16 protein-coding genes are annotated in these 17092 nt (G+C 71.2%); 7 read left to right on the forward strand and 9 right to left on the reverse strand.

Annotation, left to right across the window (positions count from 1 at the left end; all coding sequences use genetic code 11):
• The 5 genes from ICC28_RS30755 to ICC28_RS30775 form a co-directional block, all read right to left on the reverse strand.
• A partial coding sequence (locus tag ICC28_RS30755; protein WP_188292041.1) for a non-ribosomal peptide synthetase occupies positions 1–3407 on the reverse strand: 3407 nt, incomplete at its 3' end.
• Positions 3408–3463: 56 nt separating this feature from the next.
• Positions 3464–3676, reverse strand: a complete 213-nt coding sequence (locus ICC28_RS30760; RefSeq protein WP_188292042.1) for an MbtH family protein — start codon at positions 3674–3676, stop codon at positions 3464–3466.
• Positions 3677–3934: 258 nt separating this feature from the next.
• Complete coding sequence (locus ICC28_RS30765) at positions 3935–4876, reverse strand: TauD/TfdA family dioxygenase (protein ID WP_188292043.1); 942 nt, start codon at positions 4874–4876, stop codon at positions 3935–3937.
• Between the two features lie 98 nt (positions 4877–4974).
• A complete protein-coding gene (locus ICC28_RS30770) occupies positions 4975–5523 on the reverse strand; it encodes a hypothetical protein (RefSeq protein WP_188292044.1) in 549 nt (182 codons plus the stop codon).
• A gap of 134 nt (positions 5524–5657) precedes the next feature.
• Positions 5658–6389, reverse strand: a complete 732-nt coding sequence (locus ICC28_RS30775) for a 4'-phosphopantetheinyl transferase family protein (RefSeq protein ID WP_317454131.1) — start codon at positions 6387–6389, stop codon at positions 5658–5660.
• Between the two features lie 434 nt (positions 6390–6823).
• Between ICC28_RS30775 and ICC28_RS30780 the strand changes: the two genes are divergently transcribed.
• The 4 genes from ICC28_RS30780 to ICC28_RS30795 all read left to right on the forward strand — a co-directional run bounded on the left by ICC28_RS30780 (position 6824) and on the right by ICC28_RS30795 (position 8739).
• Entirely contained in the window at positions 6824–7186 is a 363-nt protein-coding gene (locus ICC28_RS30780; RefSeq protein WP_188292046.1) for a DUF6000 family protein, read from the forward strand.
• Between the two features lie 100 nt (positions 7187–7286).
• Positions 7287–7994, forward strand: a complete 708-nt coding sequence (locus ICC28_RS30785) for a hypothetical protein (RefSeq protein ID WP_188292047.1) — start codon at positions 7287–7289, stop codon at positions 7992–7994.
• Positions 7995–8213: 219 nt separating this feature from the next.
• Positions 8214–8483: a type II toxin-antitoxin system Phd/YefM family antitoxin gene (locus tag ICC28_RS30790; RefSeq protein WP_188292048.1), complete on the forward strand. Its 270-nt coding sequence runs from the start codon at positions 8214–8216 to the stop codon at positions 8481–8483.
• Positions 8476–8739, forward strand: a complete 264-nt coding sequence (locus ICC28_RS30795) for a type II toxin-antitoxin system RelE family toxin (protein ID WP_188292049.1) — start codon at positions 8476–8478, stop codon at positions 8737–8739. The genes ICC28_RS30790 and ICC28_RS30795 overlap by 8 nt, the downstream gene beginning before the upstream one ends.
• Positions 8740–8872: 133 nt before the next feature.
• On the opposite strand, the gene ychF is transcribed toward ICC28_RS30795, so the two are convergent.
• Positions 8873–9961, reverse strand: a complete 1089-nt coding sequence (gene ychF, locus ICC28_RS30800; protein WP_188292050.1) for a redox-regulated ATPase YchF — start codon at positions 9959–9961, stop codon at positions 8873–8875.
• Between the two features lie 167 nt (positions 9962–10128).
• On the opposite strand from ychF, the gene ICC28_RS30805 reads away from it, so the two are divergent.
• Positions 10129–10728 (forward strand): DUF6542 domain-containing protein, encoded by a 600-nt coding sequence (locus ICC28_RS30805; protein ID WP_188292051.1) that lies wholly within the window; start codon positions 10129–10131, stop codon positions 10726–10728.
• Between the two features lie 28 nt (positions 10729–10756).
• Here ICC28_RS30805 and ppgK read toward each other — a convergent pair whose 3' ends face one another.
• Together ppgK and ICC28_RS30815 are read right to left on the reverse strand one after the other, a co-directional pair.
• Positions 10757–11500, reverse strand: coding sequence for a polyphosphate--glucose phosphotransferase (ppgK, locus tag ICC28_RS30810; RefSeq protein ID WP_188292052.1), 744 nt, complete (start codon positions 11498–11500; stop codon positions 10757–10759).
• A 53-nt stretch (positions 11501–11553) separates the two neighbouring features.
• Entirely contained in the window at positions 11554–12555 is a 1002-nt protein-coding gene (locus ICC28_RS30815; RefSeq protein WP_188292053.1) for a 4-hydroxy-3-methylbut-2-enyl diphosphate reductase, read from the reverse strand.
• Between the two features lie 72 nt (positions 12556–12627).
• On the opposite strand from ICC28_RS30815, the gene ICC28_RS30820 reads away from it, so the two are divergent.
• The gene (locus ICC28_RS30820; RefSeq protein WP_188292054.1) at positions 12628–14043 is read left to right on the forward strand and encodes an APC family permease; all 1416 of its coding nucleotides are present in this window, start codon (positions 12628–12630) and stop codon (positions 14041–14043) included.
• Between the two features lie 101 nt (positions 14044–14144).
• On the opposite strand, the gene ICC28_RS30825 is transcribed toward ICC28_RS30820, so the two are convergent.
• Positions 14145–15779: a collagen-binding domain-containing protein gene (locus ICC28_RS30825; RefSeq protein ID WP_188292055.1), complete on the reverse strand. Its 1635-nt coding sequence runs from the start codon at positions 15777–15779 to the stop codon at positions 14145–14147.
• Positions 15780–15883: 104 nt separating this feature from the next.
• Here ICC28_RS30825 and xseA point away from each other — a divergent pair, with 104 nt between their 5' ends.
• Entirely contained in the window at positions 15884–17092 is a 1209-nt protein-coding gene (gene xseA / locus ICC28_RS30830; protein WP_188292056.1) for an exodeoxyribonuclease VII large subunit, read from the forward strand.

The following is a 17092-nucleotide window of genomic DNA, read 5'->3' on the forward strand; positions in this document are numbered from 1 at the left end:
GCCCCCCGCCCCAGCAGCACACCCACCACCGAGCCACGACCCACCCCGGCCGAACCCAGATACGAGGCCCACCGATTCGACGCCGCCTCCAACTCCCCGAACGACAGCGAGAAACCAGCACCCTCCACCGCCACCGCACCAGGAACCGCCGCCGCCCGCTCCGCGAACACCACCGGCACCGGCACATCCGCACGCACCGCACCCTCACCGCTGCCCCACGCGTCGAGCCGCTCCAGCTCCTGCGTGGGCACCATGTCGAGGTCGTCGAGCGGCGTGGCCGGGGCCTGTACCGCCGCGGCCAGCAGGCGGCCGAGGTGGTCCGCGAGCCTGCGGGCGGTCGTCTCGTCGAAGAGCGACGTGGCGAATTCGAGGCCACCCGTCAGACCACCGTCGCGGTCGGGGCGGAGCAGCAGTGTGAGGTCCGTGTGCGTGATCCGCCACAGCTGCCGGATCGTCTCGAAGTCCTCGTCGACCGGCCCGTTGAAGTCCTCGTCGTGCAGGTCGACGGCCACCTGGAACAGCGGGGTGCGCGACAGGTCGCGGTCCGGCACGAGGGCGTCCACGAGCAGGTCGAAGGGCAGCTCCTGATGGGCGAAGGCGTCCTTCGTCACCTCGCCGGCACCGGCCACCGCCCGGGCGAAGTCCTGCGCCGGGTCGAGGCGGCAGCGCAGCACGACGTTGTTGAGGAAGAAGCCCACGACACCGTCGAGTTCGGCCCGTCCGCGCCCCGCGACCGGGGTGCCGACGGGTATGTCCCACTGCCCGGTGTGCCGCGCGAGCACGGTCGCGAAGGCGGTGAGTACGACCGCGAAGCGTGTCGTCCCCGCCTGTCGCGCCACCTCGTCGAGGCGCCGCGCCGTGGCGGCCGGCACCGTGAAGGGCACGATCGATCCGCGGCCGTCGCGCACCGCGGGACGCGGCCGGTCCGTGGGGAGTTCGAGCGGTTCGAGTCCGTCGAGCACCTCCCGCCAGTGCGCGAGCTCGTCCGCGACGGCCGCGTCGGTGAGGTGCTCGCGCTGCCAGACCGCATAGTCGGCATACTGCACCGCGAGCTGCGGCAGCACCGGCTCCGTGCCGCGTACCGCGGCACCGATCAGCTCGGCGAACTCGCGCTCCAGGACGGCGGTCGACCAGCCGTCGGTCGTGATGTGGTGGAGGGCGACGGCGACGATCCGCCGCCCGTCGCCGAGGTCGAACAGGCGGGCCCGCAGCAGTGGTTCCGTGCCGTCCAGGGCGAATCCGCGGCCGAGCAGCGTCACCAGGTGGCCGGGCAGGGCGTCCCGGTCCGTGCCGGTCTCGGGCAGTTCGACGCGTACCTCGGGCAGGATGTGCTGGCGCGGCTCCCCGGCCTCCTCGGTGTAGGCGGTGCGCAGTGCTTCGTGCCGGGCGATCAGGGCGTTCAGTGCGGTCTCGGCGTGCTCGCGGGTCGCGTCCGCGGGCAGCTTGAGCAGGAGTCCGGCGACCCATTCGGGACTTGCCGGATTCAGCTTGTCCATGAACCAGAGCCGTCGCTGCTCGTACGACAGGGGGAGGCCGCGGCTGCGGTCCGCGCGCGCGATGGGTGCCTGCGGGGTGGCTGCCGCCCCGTCGATCAGCTCCGCCTGCGCGGCCAGGGTGGTCGCGCCGAGGAGCGACTGCAGGGTGACCTCGCGGCCGGTGGTGGCGCGCAGCCTGGTGACGAGGCGGGTGAGCTGCAGGGAGGTGCCGCCGAGGCGGAAGAAGTCGTCCTGCACCGCGAGGTCGTCGGCGGGCCTGAGCAGATCGCGCCAGGCCTCGGCGATGAGCAACTGCGCCGCGGTGCTGGGCGCGGTGCGGTCGCCTGCCGCGGGGGTCTGGTCGGCGGTGGGGGCGGCGAGCGGGTGGGGCAGAGCGCGGCGGTCGGTCTTGCCGCTCGTGGTGCGGGGGATGTCGTCGAGTTCCACGAAGAGCGCGGGCAGGTGCGTGCTCGGCAGCCGCTCGATCAGATGGCCGCGCAGCAGGACGTCGAGCGGTACGTCACGCTCTGCGCCGGGTGCCCGTACGACGTATGCGGCGAGCTGCTGGGTGTCGCCGGCCGCGGTGTAGGGAGCGACCGCCGCGGCGGCGACCCCGGGGTGACCGAGCAGCGCGGCCTCGACTTCGGCCGGTTCGAGGCGGACGCCGTTGACCTTGAGCTGTTCGTCGATCCGGCCCAGGTATTCGAGCTGCCCGTCCGCGCGCCAGCGCACCCGGTCGCCGGTGCGGTAGAGGCGGCTGCCGTCCTGGGCGATCGGGTCGGGCACGAAGCGCTCGGCGGTCTGATCGGGGCGGTGGAGGTATCCGCGGGCCAACTGGACCCCGCCGATGAGGAGTTCACCGGGAACACCGATGCCGACGGGGGTTCCGGCGGTGTCCGTCACGAGCACGCGGGTGCGCGGCAGCGGGCGGCCGATGGGTACGTCTCCGGCGGCCGCGCCCGGGGTGAAGCGGTACGCGGTGGCGTTGACGGTGCATTCGGTGGGGCCGTAGACGTTCCACACCTCCGCGCCGCTCAACTCGGTCAGCCGGTCGGCGAGTTCGGTGCTCAGCCGCTCGCCGCCCGAGACCAGTGCGCGCAGGGTGGTGCAGCGGTCCCAGCCGTCCTCAAGGACCATCTGGCGCCAGATGGTGGGCACCGCCTGGACGACGCTGACCTGCTGCTCCGCGATGGTGTGCAGGACGGTCGCCGGGTCACGGTCGGCGTCGGGCGCGAGCACGACGGCGGCGCCGCGGATCAGAGGGGCGAAGATCTCCCAGACGTGGGCGTCGAAGACGAGGGGGGTGCGGTGCAGCACGCGGTCCTCGGGTGTCAGCCGCAGCAGGTCGGCGGTGCCGTTGACCATCGCGGCGAGGCCTTGATGGGGAACGACCACGCCCTTGGGCGTGCCGGTGCTCCCCGAGGTGTGCAGGATGTACGCGGCATCCTGTCCGTGCAGGCCGGCGCGGACGGCGACCGGTTCGCCGGTCTCCGTGGGACGGTCGGCGACCGGTTCGCCGCTCTCCGTGGGACGGACAACGGCGGCGCCGGTGGCCGCGCCCGCCTGCGAGGTCGCCGGGTCGCACAGGATCAGACGGGTGCCGGAGGCCGCGACGAGGGCGTCGAGCCGGGTCTGCGGGGCCCCGGCGTCCAGCGCGAGGTACGGCGCCCCGGCCCGCAGCACGGCCAGCAGGGCGACCACGAGGTCACCGCTGCGGCCGAGGAGGATTCCGACGGGCGCCTCGGGGCCGGCGCCCAGCTCGCGAAGCCGACCGGCGAGCCCGGCCGACCTGCGGTCCAGCTCCCCGTAGGACATCCGCACACCGTCCGCGAGGACGGCAGTGGCCCCGGGCGTACGCGCCGCCTGACGCGCGACGAGCTCGGGGACGAGCGCGGTCTCGGCCGGAGCTTGCGTCCGTGGTGCAGGGATCATGCGAGGTGCACTCCTTGTGCGATGAGGCGCGGATGTCTACGGGGGCCGGTGACCGGTCAGGCGGCCTGGGCTTCCATGCGCCGGCGCAGGCTCGCCGGGCGCATGTCCGTCCAGACCTGCTCGATGTGGGCGAGGCACTCCTCGCGGCTGCCCTCGGTGCCCTCGGCCCTCCAGCCGGCGGGCAGGTCACGGTCGGCCCACCAGATCGAGTACTGCTCCTCGTCGTTGAGCACGACGCGGTGGGTGGGGGCGGTCTGCGTGTCGGACACGGTTGCTCCTGTGGGTGTGCGGAGTTCGGGTTCGGGTTCGGGTTCGGGTTCGTCCAGGGATTCGACTCGCACGGAATGGGATCCGCGGGGAATCCGGCTGCGCGGAGTTCGATGCGCGCAGGAATTCGGTTACAGCCCGGCCAGCTTCGGGCGTGCCGCCATATCGGTCCTATACGGCGGCATGCGGCCCCCGGGGCATACGGAGGGGACGCCCGGCGTCCGCCGCTGCCGGGCATCCCCTCCGTCGTACCGGGTGGCTCAGTCGGTCATCGCCACCAGGACGCGGCGCTTCCCGGTGAACGGACGCCGGCCGTGGGCGACGAGGAGGTTGTCGATGAGCAGCACGTCGCCCTGGCGCCAGTCGACATCGACGGCGTGTTCGAGGCCCCGGTCGCGGACCTGGAGGACGTACTCGTCCGGGATGGGAGTGCCGTCGGCGAAGGTGACGTACTGCGGCAGTTCCCGCACCGGCATGATCTGCGCCAGCGCCTTCGCGGTGTCGTCGCCGAGCGCCGCCGGATGCCACTGGTCGGACTGGTTGAACCAGACCTCGGTGCCGGTGACGGGGTGCGTGGTGGTGGACGGCCGCAGCGTGCTGACGTACAGACTGCCGTCCGCGCGCCACTCCCAGTCCGAACCGGCCTCCTTCAGATACGCGTCGACCAGGCCGCGGTCGTCGGTCTCGAAGGTGTCCTGCCAGCTCTTGCCGAGGCCCGCGCCCGCGTGCAGGTTCTGCGTGTAGCGCACTCCGGCCCGGTAGGCCTCGCGGATCTCGGGGTCGAGGGACTCCAGCCAGAGCGCCGCGTCCACGACCGGGGTGGCGCCCCCTGTCTCGGCGGCCGTCTCGCAGTAGAACGCGAGCCGTGTCGGCCAACTCGCGGCGTACGACAACTCGTTGTGCATGGAGATCGTGAACTCGGCCGGGTACTCGGTCGAGGTGTAGACATTGGAACCGACCTTGGTGCGCGGCGAGTTGCCGTTCACGTAGGCGAGTCGGCGGGGCAGCAGCCGGTCGAGCACCGGGTCGAGTTCACCGGGGGCGACCCCGAAGCCCCGGAAGACCAGGGCCTTCTCGCGGGTCAGCAGCTCGGCAAGACGGTCGGCCAGCCCGTCGAGATGGCCGACCAGGCCCTCGGAGGTCGCCGGTGCGCCGGCGCTCTGCGGCGTGATCTCAAGGGGCGACCAGTCACGGTCGTGCATGAAGTGGGTCCTTTCGCAATGTCGGGCCGCAGCGGGCCCATGGGCAGCTCGGGGTATTACCCGACGCCGGCCGGGACGAGCCGACCGGAAATCCGCTGTCACGCCACCGGCGCCCCGAAGCTGCGGAAGGCACCGACGCGTACGGTCGCGGTGTCCAGCGTGTGCAGCGGGTGCGCAGGGACGGGGCCGTCCGTGCCGAGCACGGCGATCGCCGTTCCGCTCTCCTTGTCACGGACCACGGCGGCGAGGTGCTCGATGTTGACCTCCGCGTCGACCAGTACCTCGCCCAACACGCCCACGCCGCCGGGCCGTTCGGGGTAAACGAAGGCGGCCGGCGCCCCGCCCGCCGGCAAGTCGACGGCCCTGCGGAGGAGTTCGTCCGGTGACACGAGCCGTACGCCGGCTTCGGCGACGGCCTCCAGGTCCACGTGGTCCGCGCCGGCCCCGGCCCGTGCGACGATCCCGAGCGCGGGAGCGGCATCGAGCGCCTCTCGGTCCAGGACGATGTCGTCCCCGATGACCACGGATTCGGCACCGGCGAGGTCCTCGAGCAGCCGGGCCCGCTCGCCGTGGCCCAGGTGCCCGTCGAGGGCAGGGCGGACGTCCCCCGTGAGCAGGACCATGGGTCGGTGGCCGGATTCAAGCATGCAGCCAGTGTCGAAACACACGCCATACCAGCCCTATACGGCGATATCACCGCAGGTCAGCAGCGGGTACTCCCCCTACGACACGAGCACGCCCGCGCGCGAAGACCGAGCTCGCCGGCCCGGCCCGGCCCGACTCAGCCCAACAGGCCCACAATCCCGGCCGGTTCCTCCTCCTCGGCCACGGCTGCGAAGTACCCCTCGGGTGCCGCGACTTCGCGCAGCCGCCACCCCGCGATCGCGGGCCGCGCCGTACCGACGTAATCAAGCCCGACATCACGCCCGAGCCCGATGCCCAGGCCCTTGAGATACGCCTCCTTGCGGGTCCACACCCGCGCCAGTTCGCGTCCGCGGTCCGCGGCGCACAGCGCCCGGAGCTCGGCACGCTCCCGCGGGTGCAGTGCCGCGACGACCGCGTCGGCGGCACGGCCCGTCGGGATCCGTTCGAGGTCCGCGCCCACCCGTACCGGCGACAGCGCGATCATCGCGTACCGCTCGCAGTGCGACAGCGAGAAGTGCACGGAGCCGCCCACCACCGCGGGCCGGCCGTGCGCGAGCCCGCAGCCGGGACAGGGCTCCCGGACGAACGCCACCTCGGCCGGCGCCACCCCGAGGACACCCCCCACCAGCAGGCGCAGCCCGACGTGCGCGGCCCGATAGGTGGCCCGGTCCGCCGCCTCCCGCATCTCCGAAGCGCGCCGACGCTCCTCCGGGCCCAGCACCCCGAGCAGCGGCCCCCCGTCGCCGACACCCCCCGACTCCCCGTCCACGAACCACACTTCGGTGCCCCCGACGGCCCGGGGCCCCGCCTGCCCAACCGCACCAAGCCTCAGCTCCCGGACCTGCAACCGCCCCGGCACCGTGGTCACCGTCTGTCTCCCTTGCCCTGTGCCTGCGGAACATGTCGGTGCGAGCCGACCGGGTACCGGGGAGGATCGTGCGGTACGGGTCTCTGACCGGGCCATATCGGCGGCGCGGCCCGTGGGTACGCATGACGACTCCGTACGAGCCGGATGGACGCGTTCCGCACCACAGGGATGACGCCCACCGCGAGGACGGCCCCCGCCCCACCACCAGCACGGCGACCACAAACCCAGTCGCACGGCTACTACCCCAGCCGCCCACAGGGTCTCCAAGTCGGCGAAATCCCTGGCACACCGGCAGGCCCTGCAAGAAGACTGCGCAGGTGAGCGACTCCTACCCCGGTCCCCTCCTGGAAGCCTCCGAAGCCCCCGTCGGCGACGGCGTCTTCGTCGCCCCCGCCTGGATAGACCGGACCGACCTGCGCCCGGAGAGGTGAGCGATGCCGTCCCAGCACCCCGAGGAGATCGGCTACGGCCATGTGATCGAGAGCTATGTGACGAGGACGTACGGGGGCCTCCCGCGCTACCTCGTACTGAACGGCGGACGGCTTCTGGGCCCCCGGTGGCGGCACACCAATCGCTTCACCCGACACCTGCTCAATGACGCCGCCGCGATCACCGACGAGGAACTGGAAGCCCTCCTCGGCACCCACCACGCCGACCGCTTCGCGGAGCCCGACGGCCTCTGGGACGAGTGGACCAAGGACGTGGGACACCTTGGCTACCCCAGCTACACCCCCGCCGAACAGCACCGCTGGACGGACCTCCACTGCGACTTCGCCAACGGCTGGACCCGTCCGTAGCCCCAGCCACAGCCCTCGACGGCAGCTACGTGAGGCGGGGGCGGCCTGATAGCCTGCAGCCTTCGCCGGTCCCCCGGACGGAGTCCCCCGGCAGGTCTTCATGTCTTGCTCTGAGCAGCTTGCGACAGCTCTCGATGCCCTGGACCGCGTCTTCGCCTCAGAAGCCCCCTCCCTCGTCACAGGCTGCACCTACTGCTACGGCGAGCAGAACTTCGCCGAACTCTCCGGCCCGCTGCACCTCATAACCGACGACATGGTCTCCTCGGTGGCCCAAGAGGTACCTGATCATTGGGGGGACTTCCCTCGCCTCTATCGCCGCCTCGTCCCGCGCATCCTTCGCTCACTCGTCACCGGCCAGCTCCCTGTCGACGAGCAACTCATCGCCTCCCGCCTGGTTCAAGCAGGCTGGACCACCTGGGACTTGCCCTTGACCGAGGCCCTACGGAACGTCTGGTCCGCCTGGTGGCAGAGCACGCTGCACACCCACCCCAGCCCCGTACCCGTCAGGGAATCCCTCAGCGTCATCACTGTGGCCACCAACAGCCTGCGTCCTTGGCTGGACACATGGACCGCGACCAATACCCCAGCCGCCGACGCGCACTTGACGGACTTCGTTGACGACGTGATGTTCGAGTACGAGATCACCGACCTGCGCATGGGTTTCTACGATGAGTACGACGCCACTGCCGAGCTGCTGGGTTGGCTCCTCACCGAAGTACGCGATCGCGTTGCTGACACACGTCTCGACGTCCCCTTCCTCTACGAGCACCTGCAGGCAATCCAGCCGCAGGCCGACGAAGCGACGTAGTCGCTCCGCCGTGTACCGACCGGAGTCGGCACGCGCCTTCCCGGCTCAGTCAGAACGTCGATTTCGAAGCCTCTGTCCAGCACCAGTCCAGCACGGTGCGAGTTCATCCAGCAGATCCAGTACCCGCAGCCGCGCCGCCGCGCAGCCGTAAGGAAGGAGGCCTGCACTCCACCCCTGTATCCGTTGTGTACACATGGGACACTCGGTACACTTGAGCGCATGACGCAGCCGCTGCCCATAGAGTCCATCCGCGACGTGCGCGCGCATTTGGCGGAGGTCGTGGAGCGCGCCGACCGCGACGACGTACCCACCGTGATCACGCGCCGCGGCAAGGAAGTCGCCGCCATCGTCTCCATCGAGGTACTGCGCAAATACCAGGAGTGGGAAGAGCGCGAGATCAACCGGATCATCGACGAGCGCATGGCCAACCCTGCACCCGGCATCCCGATCGAGGACATCATGAGGGAGACGCTGGCGCGCAGTGAGTGAGTACCGAACCGTCTTCCGCCCCGAGGCGCAGGCCGAGCTTCGGAAGATCCCGCGCGAGATGGCGCTGCGCATCCTGGCCAAGCTGACCGAGCTGGAAAGCGATCCGCTCGGCTTCAACACCACCGCGCTCGTGTCCCAGCCAGACCGCCGACGGCTACGGGTTGGCGACTACCGCGTCGTCTACACGATCGACAACGGGAAACTGGTGGTCTGGGTCGTTCACGTGGGACACCGGTCCACCGTTTACGACACCTGACCACCGCTGACCACACGTCAGAATATCCAGCACCCATCCAGCACGGTGACGACGAAGGGGTCGGACTCGACAGAGACCGACCCCTTCTGACGTGCATGTTTGACTCAGTGCCTAACATGCCGTAAGCGCACGGCTACACGTTGAAACGGAACTCCACCACATCCCCGTCCTGCATCACATACTCCTTGCCCTCCATCCGCGCCTTGCCCTTGGCGCGGGCCTCGGCGACCGAGCCGGTTTCGACCAGGTCGGCGAAGGAGATGACCTCGGCCTTGATGAAGCCCTTCTGGAAGTCGGTGTGGATCACGCCGGCCGCCTCGGGGGCCGTGGCGCCCTTCTTGATGGTCCAGGCGCGGGATTCCTTGGGGCCGGCCGTGAGGTAGGTCTGGAGGCCGAGGGTGTCGAAGCCGACGCGGGCGAGGGTGGCGAGGCCCGGTTCCTCGGCGCCCACCGACTCCAGGAGTTCCATGGCGTCGTCCTCGTCGAGCTCGGCGAGGTCCGCCTCCAGCTTGGCGTTGAGGAAGATCGCCTCGGCGGGGGCGACCAGGGCGCGCTGCTCGTCCTTGAAGGCTTCGTCGGTCAGCTCGTCCTCGTCGACATTGAAGACGTAGAGGAAGGGCTTGGTGGTGAGGAGGTGCAGGTCGTGGAGGAGTTCCGCGCGCTCGCTGCCCTGGACGATGCCCTGGGAGAAGAGGGTGTCGCCCTTCTCCAGGATCTCCTTGGCCTCCTCGACGGCCTTGACCTTCGGCGCGATGTCCTTCTTGATGCGCGACTCCTTCTGGAGGCGCGGGAGGACCTTCTCGATGGTCTGGAGGTCGGCGAGGATCAGCTCGGTGTTGATCGTCTCGATGTCGTCCTTGGGCGAGACCTTGCCGTCGACGTGGACGACGTTCTCGTCCTTGAAGGCGCGGATGACCTGGCAGATCGCGTCGGACTCGCGGATGTTCGCCAGGAACTTGTTGCCCAGGCCCTCGCCCTCGGACGCGCCGCGCACGATGCCGGCGATGTCGACGAAGTCCACGGTCGCCGGGAGGATGCGCTGGGAGCCGAAGATCTCGGCCAGCTTGGTGAGCCGGGCGTCGGGGACGCCGACCACGCCGACGTTCGGCTCGATCGTGGCGAACGGGTAGTTGGCCGCCAGCACGTCGTTCTTGGTCAGGGCGTTGAACAGGGTCGACTTGCCGACATTCGGCAGACCGACGATTCCGATCGTGAGCGACACGTTGCGACTTCCCGTACGTGAGAGGAGAGAACTGGAGGCTGGGCCGGTCCACCAGTCTACGGCGTGCCCCGGCACCGGCCCGGCGACCTCTCGAACGCATGGTCAAGCTCGGACCGTCGGCGTGTCTGATGGGCGATTCGACACATAAACAGACCTAAGTTGGTCCAGTGGAGCAACACAGGACACGCCCCGCGCAGGACGGGCAGCAGGGGCAGCGCGGAACGCGACGCGGTAGCGCGCCCCTGCCGCCGCAGGCCAGGGGCGGTACACGCGATGCGCAGGCACGCGGCACGCAGGCACGCGGCGCGGGGCCCCGCCGTCCCCCCGCCGCCGTACGCCGCCCCCCGCCCCCCGTCGTCCGTGCCGTACGGCGGCTGCCGAACCCCCGGCTCACCGGGCTCGGCGTCGGGCTGTTCTGCACGGCGCTGATGCTCGCGCTGGGCGGGCTGGACGCCCTGCTGTTCGGGGCCTCGCCGACGGTCTACGGCGTGCTGTTCCTGCCGGTGTGCGTGCTGACCGCGGCCTGGGTGCGCAAGGCGGACCTGGTGACCGCGGTCATCGTCGTGCCGATCGCCTTCGTCCTCGGGCTGGTGCTCGTCGCCGACAGCGGCGACGGGACCGGCGACCGGCTGATGGGCCTCTTCACCGCCCTGGCGACCGAGGCCGGGTGGCTGTACGGCGGGACACTCCTCGCCGGGGTGATCGTGACCGTACGGAAGGTGCGCCTGATGCGGCGCAGGGTGGCGCGGAACCGTCCCCCGGCGTGACCCAGCCCTGACCTGACCTAGGCCTGACCTAGCCCTTCGCCGCCCGCATCGCCGCCCCGACGATCCCCGCGTTGTTCTGGAGCTGCGCCGGGACGATCTCCGCCTTGATGCCCTCGATGTGGGGCAGGAACTTGTGGGCCTTGCGGCTGACGCCGCCGCCGATGACGAACAGCTCCGGCGAGAACAGCATCTCGACATGGGCGAGGTACTTCTGGACCCGGCGGGCCCAGTGCTCCCAGGTCAGGTCCTCGTCCTCCCTGGCCTTGCTGGAGGCCCGCTTCTCCGCGTCGTGGCCGTGCAGCTCCAGGTGGCCCAGCTCGGTGTTGGGCACCAGGACGCCGTCGACGAACAGGGCGCTGCCGATGCCCGTGCCGAAGGTCAGCAGGATGACGGTGCCCTTGCGGTCCCGGCCCGCGCCGAACTCCATCTCGGCCACGCCCGCCGCGTCCGCGTCGTTGACCACCGTCACCGGCAGTCCGCCCAGCCGCTCGCCGAACAACGCGCGCGCGTCGGTGTCGATCCAGCTCTTGTCGACATTGGCCGCCGTACGGATCGTCGCGCCGCCGGTGACCACGCCGGGGAAGGTCAGCCCGACCGGGCCCGTCCAGCCGAAGTGGTCCACGACCTGCCGCACGCCGTCCGCCACCGCGTCCGGCGTCGCCGGCTGCGGGGTGAGCACCTTCAGGCGCTCCTGCGCGAGGTCGCCCCTGTCCAGGTCCACAGGGGCGCCCTTGATCCCGGAACCGCCGATGTCCACGCCGAAGATCTGCATGGCTCTACGCTACGACGGACGACTGACAGTCACTCCCCCGAGGTGCCCTTCCGTCATTCCTCCGAGGTGCCCTTGCGCTCCGCGACCAGGGCCGCGGCCTCCTCGCGCAGATCGCGGCGCAGCTCCTTGGGCAGCGAGAAGGTGATGGACTCCTCGGCCGCCTTGACCAGCTCCACGTCGCCGTAGCCGCGCTGGGCGAGCCACTCCAGGACCTCCTCGACGAGCACCTCCGGCACCGAGGCGCCCGAAGTGACGCCCACCGTGGTGACGCCCTCCAGCCAGGCCTCGTCGATCTCGCTCGCGAAGTCCACGAGGTAGGCCTCGCGGGAGCCGGCGAGCTTGGCGACCTCGACGAGCCGCTTGGAGTTGGAGGAGTTGCGCGAGCCGACGACGATGACCAGCTCGGCCTCGGCGCCCATCTGCTTCACGGCGAGCTGACGGTTCTGCGTGGCGTAGCAGATGTCGTCGCTCGGCGGGGAGACGAGCTGCGGGAACTTCTCCTTGAGGGCGTCGACGGTCTCCATCGTCTCGTCCACGCTCAGCGTGGTCTGGGACAGCCACACGATCTTGGACGGGTCGCGGACCTCGACCTTCGCGACGTCCTCGGGTCCGTCGACGAGCTGGATGTGCTCGGGGGCCTCGCCGGAGGTGCCGATGACCTCCTCGTGGCCCTCGTGCCCGATGAGGAGGATGTCGTAGTCCTCCTTGGCGAAGCGGACGGCTTCCTTGTGGACCTTGGTGACGAGCGGGCAGGTGGCGTCGATGGTGGCGAGCTTCCCGCGCGCGGCCTCTTCGTGGACGACGGGGGCGACGCCGTGCGCCGAGAACATGACGATGTTGCCGGGCGGGACCTCCTCCGTCTGCTCGACGAAGATGGCGCCCTTCTTCTCCAGGGTCTGCACGACGTACTTGTTGTGCACGATCTCGTGGCGGACGTAGACGGGAGCCCCGTACTGCTCCAGGGCTTTCTCGACGGCGATCACGGCGCGGTCCACACCCGCGCAGTAGCCACGGGGGGCGGCGAGCAGGACACGGCGGCCAGGCGAAGCAGTCATGCACCCCATCGTAAGGCCGCGTTCGGCGGGTCAAAGATCGCGGCGTCGATGACGGTTCTGGACACTGGCGGCATGTCCGACATCGATACGGCGGCGACTACGACCGACGCGGCGGACCACCGCCTGCGGCGCAGCCTCGGCTTTCGCGACCTGGTGGTCTACGGGCTGCTGTTCATCGCGCCCATGGCGCCGGTCGGCGTGTTCGGCACGCTGGACGCCAGGTCCCACGGGGCGGTCGCGCTCGTCTATCTCGTCGCCACGGTCGCGATGGCGTTCACCGCGTTCAGCTACGCGCAGATGGTGCGGGTCGTCCCCCAGGCGGGCTCGGTGTTCGCCTACGCGCGCGCGGGGCTGGGCCCGAGGGCCGGTTTCATCGCGGGCTGGATGGCGATGCTGGACTATCTGCTGATCCCCGCGGTGGCGTACCTGTTCTCCGGGATCGCGATGGAGGCGCTCGTTCCCGAGGTCTCGCGCTGGGTGTGGACGGCGCTCGCGGTCGTCGTCACGACGCTGCTGAACCTGTGGGGCGTGCGGACGGCGGCCCGGGTGGGCTTCCTGGTGCTCGCCATGGAAATCGTGGTGCTGCTGGTGTTCGTCGTCTCGGCGGTGGTGGTGCTCGCCCGGGACGGGGCCGAGCGCGGCTGGCTGTCCCCGCTGTCCGGGGACGGCACGCAGGGGGCGTTCGCGATGTCGGCGGTACTGGGCGCGGTGTCGATCGCGGTGCTGTCGTACCTGGGCTTCGACGCGATCGCCTCCTTCGCGGAGGAGGTCGATCAAGGGGGGCGCGAAGCTCGCTGGAAGGGTGGTGGTGGGAGACGGGCGGGCGGCTCGGCGAAGGTCGCGCGCGCGGTGCTGTTCTGCCTGGCCCTCGCGGGCGTCCTCTTCGTCGTGCAGACGTATCTGGTGGCGCTGCTTCAGCCGACCTCCTCGGCGGAACTGGCCGCGGAGCCCGGCCGTCAGGGCTCCGCCTTCTACGACGCCGTGGACGCCTCCGTCGGAACGTGGCTGCACGACCTGGTGGCCGTGAGCAAGGCGATCGGCGCGGCCTTCGCGGCGCTGGCCGGACAGGCGGCGGCCGGACGCCTGCTCTTCGCCATGGGCCGCGACCGGCGCCTCCCGCGCGCGCTGTCGAGGACGGACGCCGGGGTGCCCAGGGTCGCGCTGCTCTGCGCGGCCTCGGTCACGCTGGTCGCGGCGGTGTGGGCGGCCCGGCGCGACGACGGCATGGACCACCTGGTGTCGGTGGTCGACATCGGCGCGCTGACCGCGTTCACCCTGCTCCACGCCAGTGTGATCGGCTGGTTCGCGGTACGTCGCCGCGGCGGCCCGGTGATCTGGTGGCGGCACGTCCTGATCCCGGCCGCCGGGGCCGCCATCACCCTCGCCGTGATCGTGGAGGCGTCCGGCACGGCCCAGGTGGTGGGCGCGATCTGGCTGGCGGCGGGGTTGGGGGTACTGGTGGCGCAACGGGGGCGGAACTCGACGTAGGGCCCCGCCCGAGCAGGCCCGCACTGGCCCAGGCCCCTTCCGGCCGCAAGAACCGCTGACCGAGCGGGGTGGGACTCGCCGCGACGAGTCCCACCCCCACGTCACCCCTCGTGCCGACCGCGACGGCGAGCCGTCCACAGCAGTACGGCGGCGCCCACACCGGTGAGTGCGGCGGCCGCGCCCGCGAGGGTGCCTACGGGGACGTCCGCGCCGGTGTCGGCCAGCGCCGGGTCACTGTGACTGGGCGACGGGCGCGGGCCGGTGGACCCGGAGGGGCCCGGCTCCGGCCCCGCGCTCGACCCGGTCGGGCCGGGCGTCGGCTCACCGGTGGACTCACTCGGACCGGGCGTGGGCTCTCCGGTCGACTCACTCGGACCGGGCGACGGCACGCCGGTGGACTCACTCGGGCCGGGCGACGGCACGCCGGTGGACTCACTCGGGCCGGGCGACGGCTCCCCGGTGGACTCACTCGGACCGGGCGTCGGCTCCCCGGTGGACTCACTCGGACCGGGCGTCGGCTCCCCGGTCGACTCACTCGGACCCGGCGTCGGCTCCCCCGTCGACTCACTAGGCCCCGGCGACGGCGTCGTCTCGTCCTCGCATTCGATGGTCGCCGCGAAGGGGAAGTAGTGGATCTCGCCGGCGTTCACGGCCGCCGCGCGCGTGGGGCCGTCCGAGAGGGGGCCCGCCGTCAGGGACTTCACGATGATGTCGCCCTCGATGTTGGAGGGGCTGAGGTCCGTGAGGTGGGCGCGAGGGGCGTAGATCGTGCCCTCAAGGGTGTCGCCGGAGGCGATGGTGATGTCCGTGGCGTCGGGGAAGTCCCAGAGGATGTAGGGCGCGTCGGTGCCGGAGACGCCGGCCAGGTTGGGCGTCGTCCAGGTGAACTCGCCGCCCGTACCCGTGGTGTCGACGACGATCACCAGCGGGGTGTCCGCGGACGGATGGTTCAGGAACGTGATCTCGGCGATGTTGTTGAGCTGCTCGCCGGTCAGGCGCAGCACGTTTGTTCGCCCTTCGGTCAGCGAGATCTTGACGCCGCTGCCCGCCGCGATGTCCGTCTGGTCGGCCAGGGGGTTGCCGTTCCCGTCCAGCAGGGTCACGTTGTTCGCGCAGCCGGCCATCCGGTCGGCCCGGTCACGGTACGTCGAGAACAGCGACGTGAAGTCCATGAGACCGGACTGGGCGACGGAGGACGCCGGCTGCTGTGTCGTCAGCTCGACGCGCGGGGTCGAGTCGTAGCCGGCGCCGGAGGCCGTGACGCGGGTGTTGACGGAGGCGCCGTTGGCGTCGGTGGTCAGCGCCTGGCTGCCGGTCATGTCGCCGATCTTCACGTACCCGTTGCCGAGCACCTTCAGGACGCCGACGGAGCTGCTGCGCGCGTAGTCGACGCCGCCGCCGACCAGCAGGGCGGTCGGGGTGGAGTCGCCGGGGGCGACGAAGGTGCCGGCGGTGTGCAGGGAGACGTTGTAGCCGTCGCCGTAGGACAGGTTCCCGCCGACCGCCACCGGTCCCTCGGACTCGGTGCTGCCGAGCAGGGCGTCGCCCTCGGTGACGACGCCGAAGCCGTTGCTGCCGTCCACCGGGTTGCCGACGCCGATCGTGTCGCGGGCCGGCGCGACGGCCAGGGCGGCGCTGCCGAGGGCGGCGGAGCAGGCGGTTCCGGCGGTGACCAGGAGGGCGACCGCCAGACGCCGACGCCCGCCCGCTTTAGTCGTGAATACGTAATTTGACATGAGATGAAGCTAAGAACGTAACTCCCCGCCGGAGCGTCACCACGCCGAACCGTGCGCCGCACGGGGACGGTTCGATGTCGGTGGCGGCGGCTACGCTCACCGACATGGCACTCAACACGTCCGCGGAATCCCCGCTGCCCGTAGGGGAGGTGTCGCGGCTCATCGGAGGCTGGATCGACCGGCTCGGCGCGGTGTGGGTCGAGGGGCAGATCACCCAGCTGTCGCGGCGGCCGGGCGCCGGCGTGGTGTTCCTGACGCTGCGGGACCCCTCGTACGACGTCTCCGTGAGCGTCACCTGCTACCGGCAGGTGTTCGACGCCGTCGCGGACGTCGTGAGCGAGGGCGCGCGCGTGGTCGTCCTGGCGAAGCCGGAGTGGTACGCCCCGCGCGGGCAGTTGTCGCTGCGGGCCGCGGAGATACGGCCGGTGGGCGTCGGCGAGCTGCTGGCGCGCCTGGAGCAGTTGAAGAAGGCCCTGGCGGGCGAGGGCCTGTTCGCGCCGGAGCGGAAGAAGCCGCTGCCCTTCCTGCCGCACCTCGTCGGGCTCGTGTGCGGGCGCGCCTCGGCCGCCGAGCGGGACGTCCTGGAGAACGCCCGGCACCGCTGGCCGGCCGTCCGCTTCGAGGTGCGCAACGTCGCGGTGCAGGGCGTGCACGCCGTACCGCAGGTCGTGCAGGCCGTGAAGGAGCTCGACGCGCTGGACGAGGTGGACGTGATCGTGGTCGCGCGCGGCGGCGGCAGCGTGGAGGACCTGCTGCCGTTCTCCGACGAACAGCTCGTCCGCGCGGTCGCCGCCTGCCGGACCCCCGTGGTCTCCGCGATCGGCCACGAACCCGACACTCCCCTCCTCGACTACGTCGCCGACCTGCGCGCCTCCACCCCCACCGACGCGGCCAAGAAGGTCGTACCGGACGTGGGCGAGGAGTACGAGCGCGTACGGCTGCTGCGCGACCGGGCCCGGCGGTGCGTGGAGGCCTACGTCGACCGGGAGGAGCGCGGGCTGGCCCAGGCGCTGGCCCGGCCGTCGATGGAGGATCCGCACCGGATGATCGACGAGCGCGCCGACCACGTGGCCTCGCTGCTCGACCGGAGCCGCCGCTGCCTCGGCCATCTGCTGGACCGCGCCGACTCGGAACTGACGCACACGCACGCGCGCGTGGTGGCGCTCTCTCCGGCGGCGACCCTGAAGCGGGGGTATGCCGTGCTGCAGAAGGCCGACGGCCATGTCGTCCGGGACCCCGGGGAGGTCACCGGCGACGAGGTGCTGCGGGCGCGGGTCTCCGAGGGCGAGTTCAGTGTCCGAGTCGATGCTTAG

Origin of the sequence: Streptomyces sp. TRM68416 (assembly GCF_014596915.1) — a bacterium.
In the GTDB taxonomy this organism is placed as follows: domain Bacteria; phylum Actinomycetota; class Actinomycetes; order Streptomycetales; family Streptomycetaceae; genus Streptomyces.

Bases quoted from the DNA above. Each gene is read 5' to 3' on its own strand.
- ICC28_RS30825 (WP_188292055.1), bottom strand. From the start codon at position 15,779: ATGTCAAATTACGTATTCACGACTAAAGCGGGCGGGCGTCGGCGTCTG.
- ICC28_RS30770 (WP_188292044.1), bottom strand. From the start codon at position 5,523: ATGCTTGAATCCGGCCACCGACCCATGGTCCTGCTCACGGGGGACGTC.
- ICC28_RS30790 (WP_188292048.1), top strand. From the start codon at position 8,214: ATGACGCAGCCGCTGCCCATAGAGTCCATCCGCGACGTGCGCGCGCAT.
- ICC28_RS30780 (WP_188292046.1), top strand. From the start codon at position 6,824: ATGCCGTCCCAGCACCCCGAGGAGATCGGCTACGGCCATGTGATCGAG.
- ICC28_RS30815 (WP_188292053.1), bottom strand. From the start codon at position 12,555: ATGACTGCTTCGCCTGGCCGCCGTGTCCTGCTCGCCGCCCCCCGTGGC.
- ICC28_RS30765 (WP_188292043.1), bottom strand. From the start codon at position 4,876: ATGCACGACCGTGACTGGTCGCCCCTTGAGATCACGCCGCAGAGCGCC.
- ICC28_RS30820 (WP_188292054.1), top strand. From the start codon at position 12,628: ATGTCCGACATCGATACGGCGGCGACTACGACCGACGCGGCGGACCAC.
- ppgK (WP_188292052.1), bottom strand. From the start codon at position 11,500: ATGCAGATCTTCGGCGTGGACATCGGCGGTTCCGGGATCAAGGGCGCC.
- xseA (WP_188292056.1), top strand. From the start codon at position 15,884: ATGGCACTCAACACGTCCGCGGAATCCCCGCTGCCCGTAGGGGAGGTG.
- ICC28_RS30785 (WP_188292047.1), top strand. From the start codon at position 7,287: ATGTCTTGCTCTGAGCAGCTTGCGACAGCTCTCGATGCCCTGGACCGC.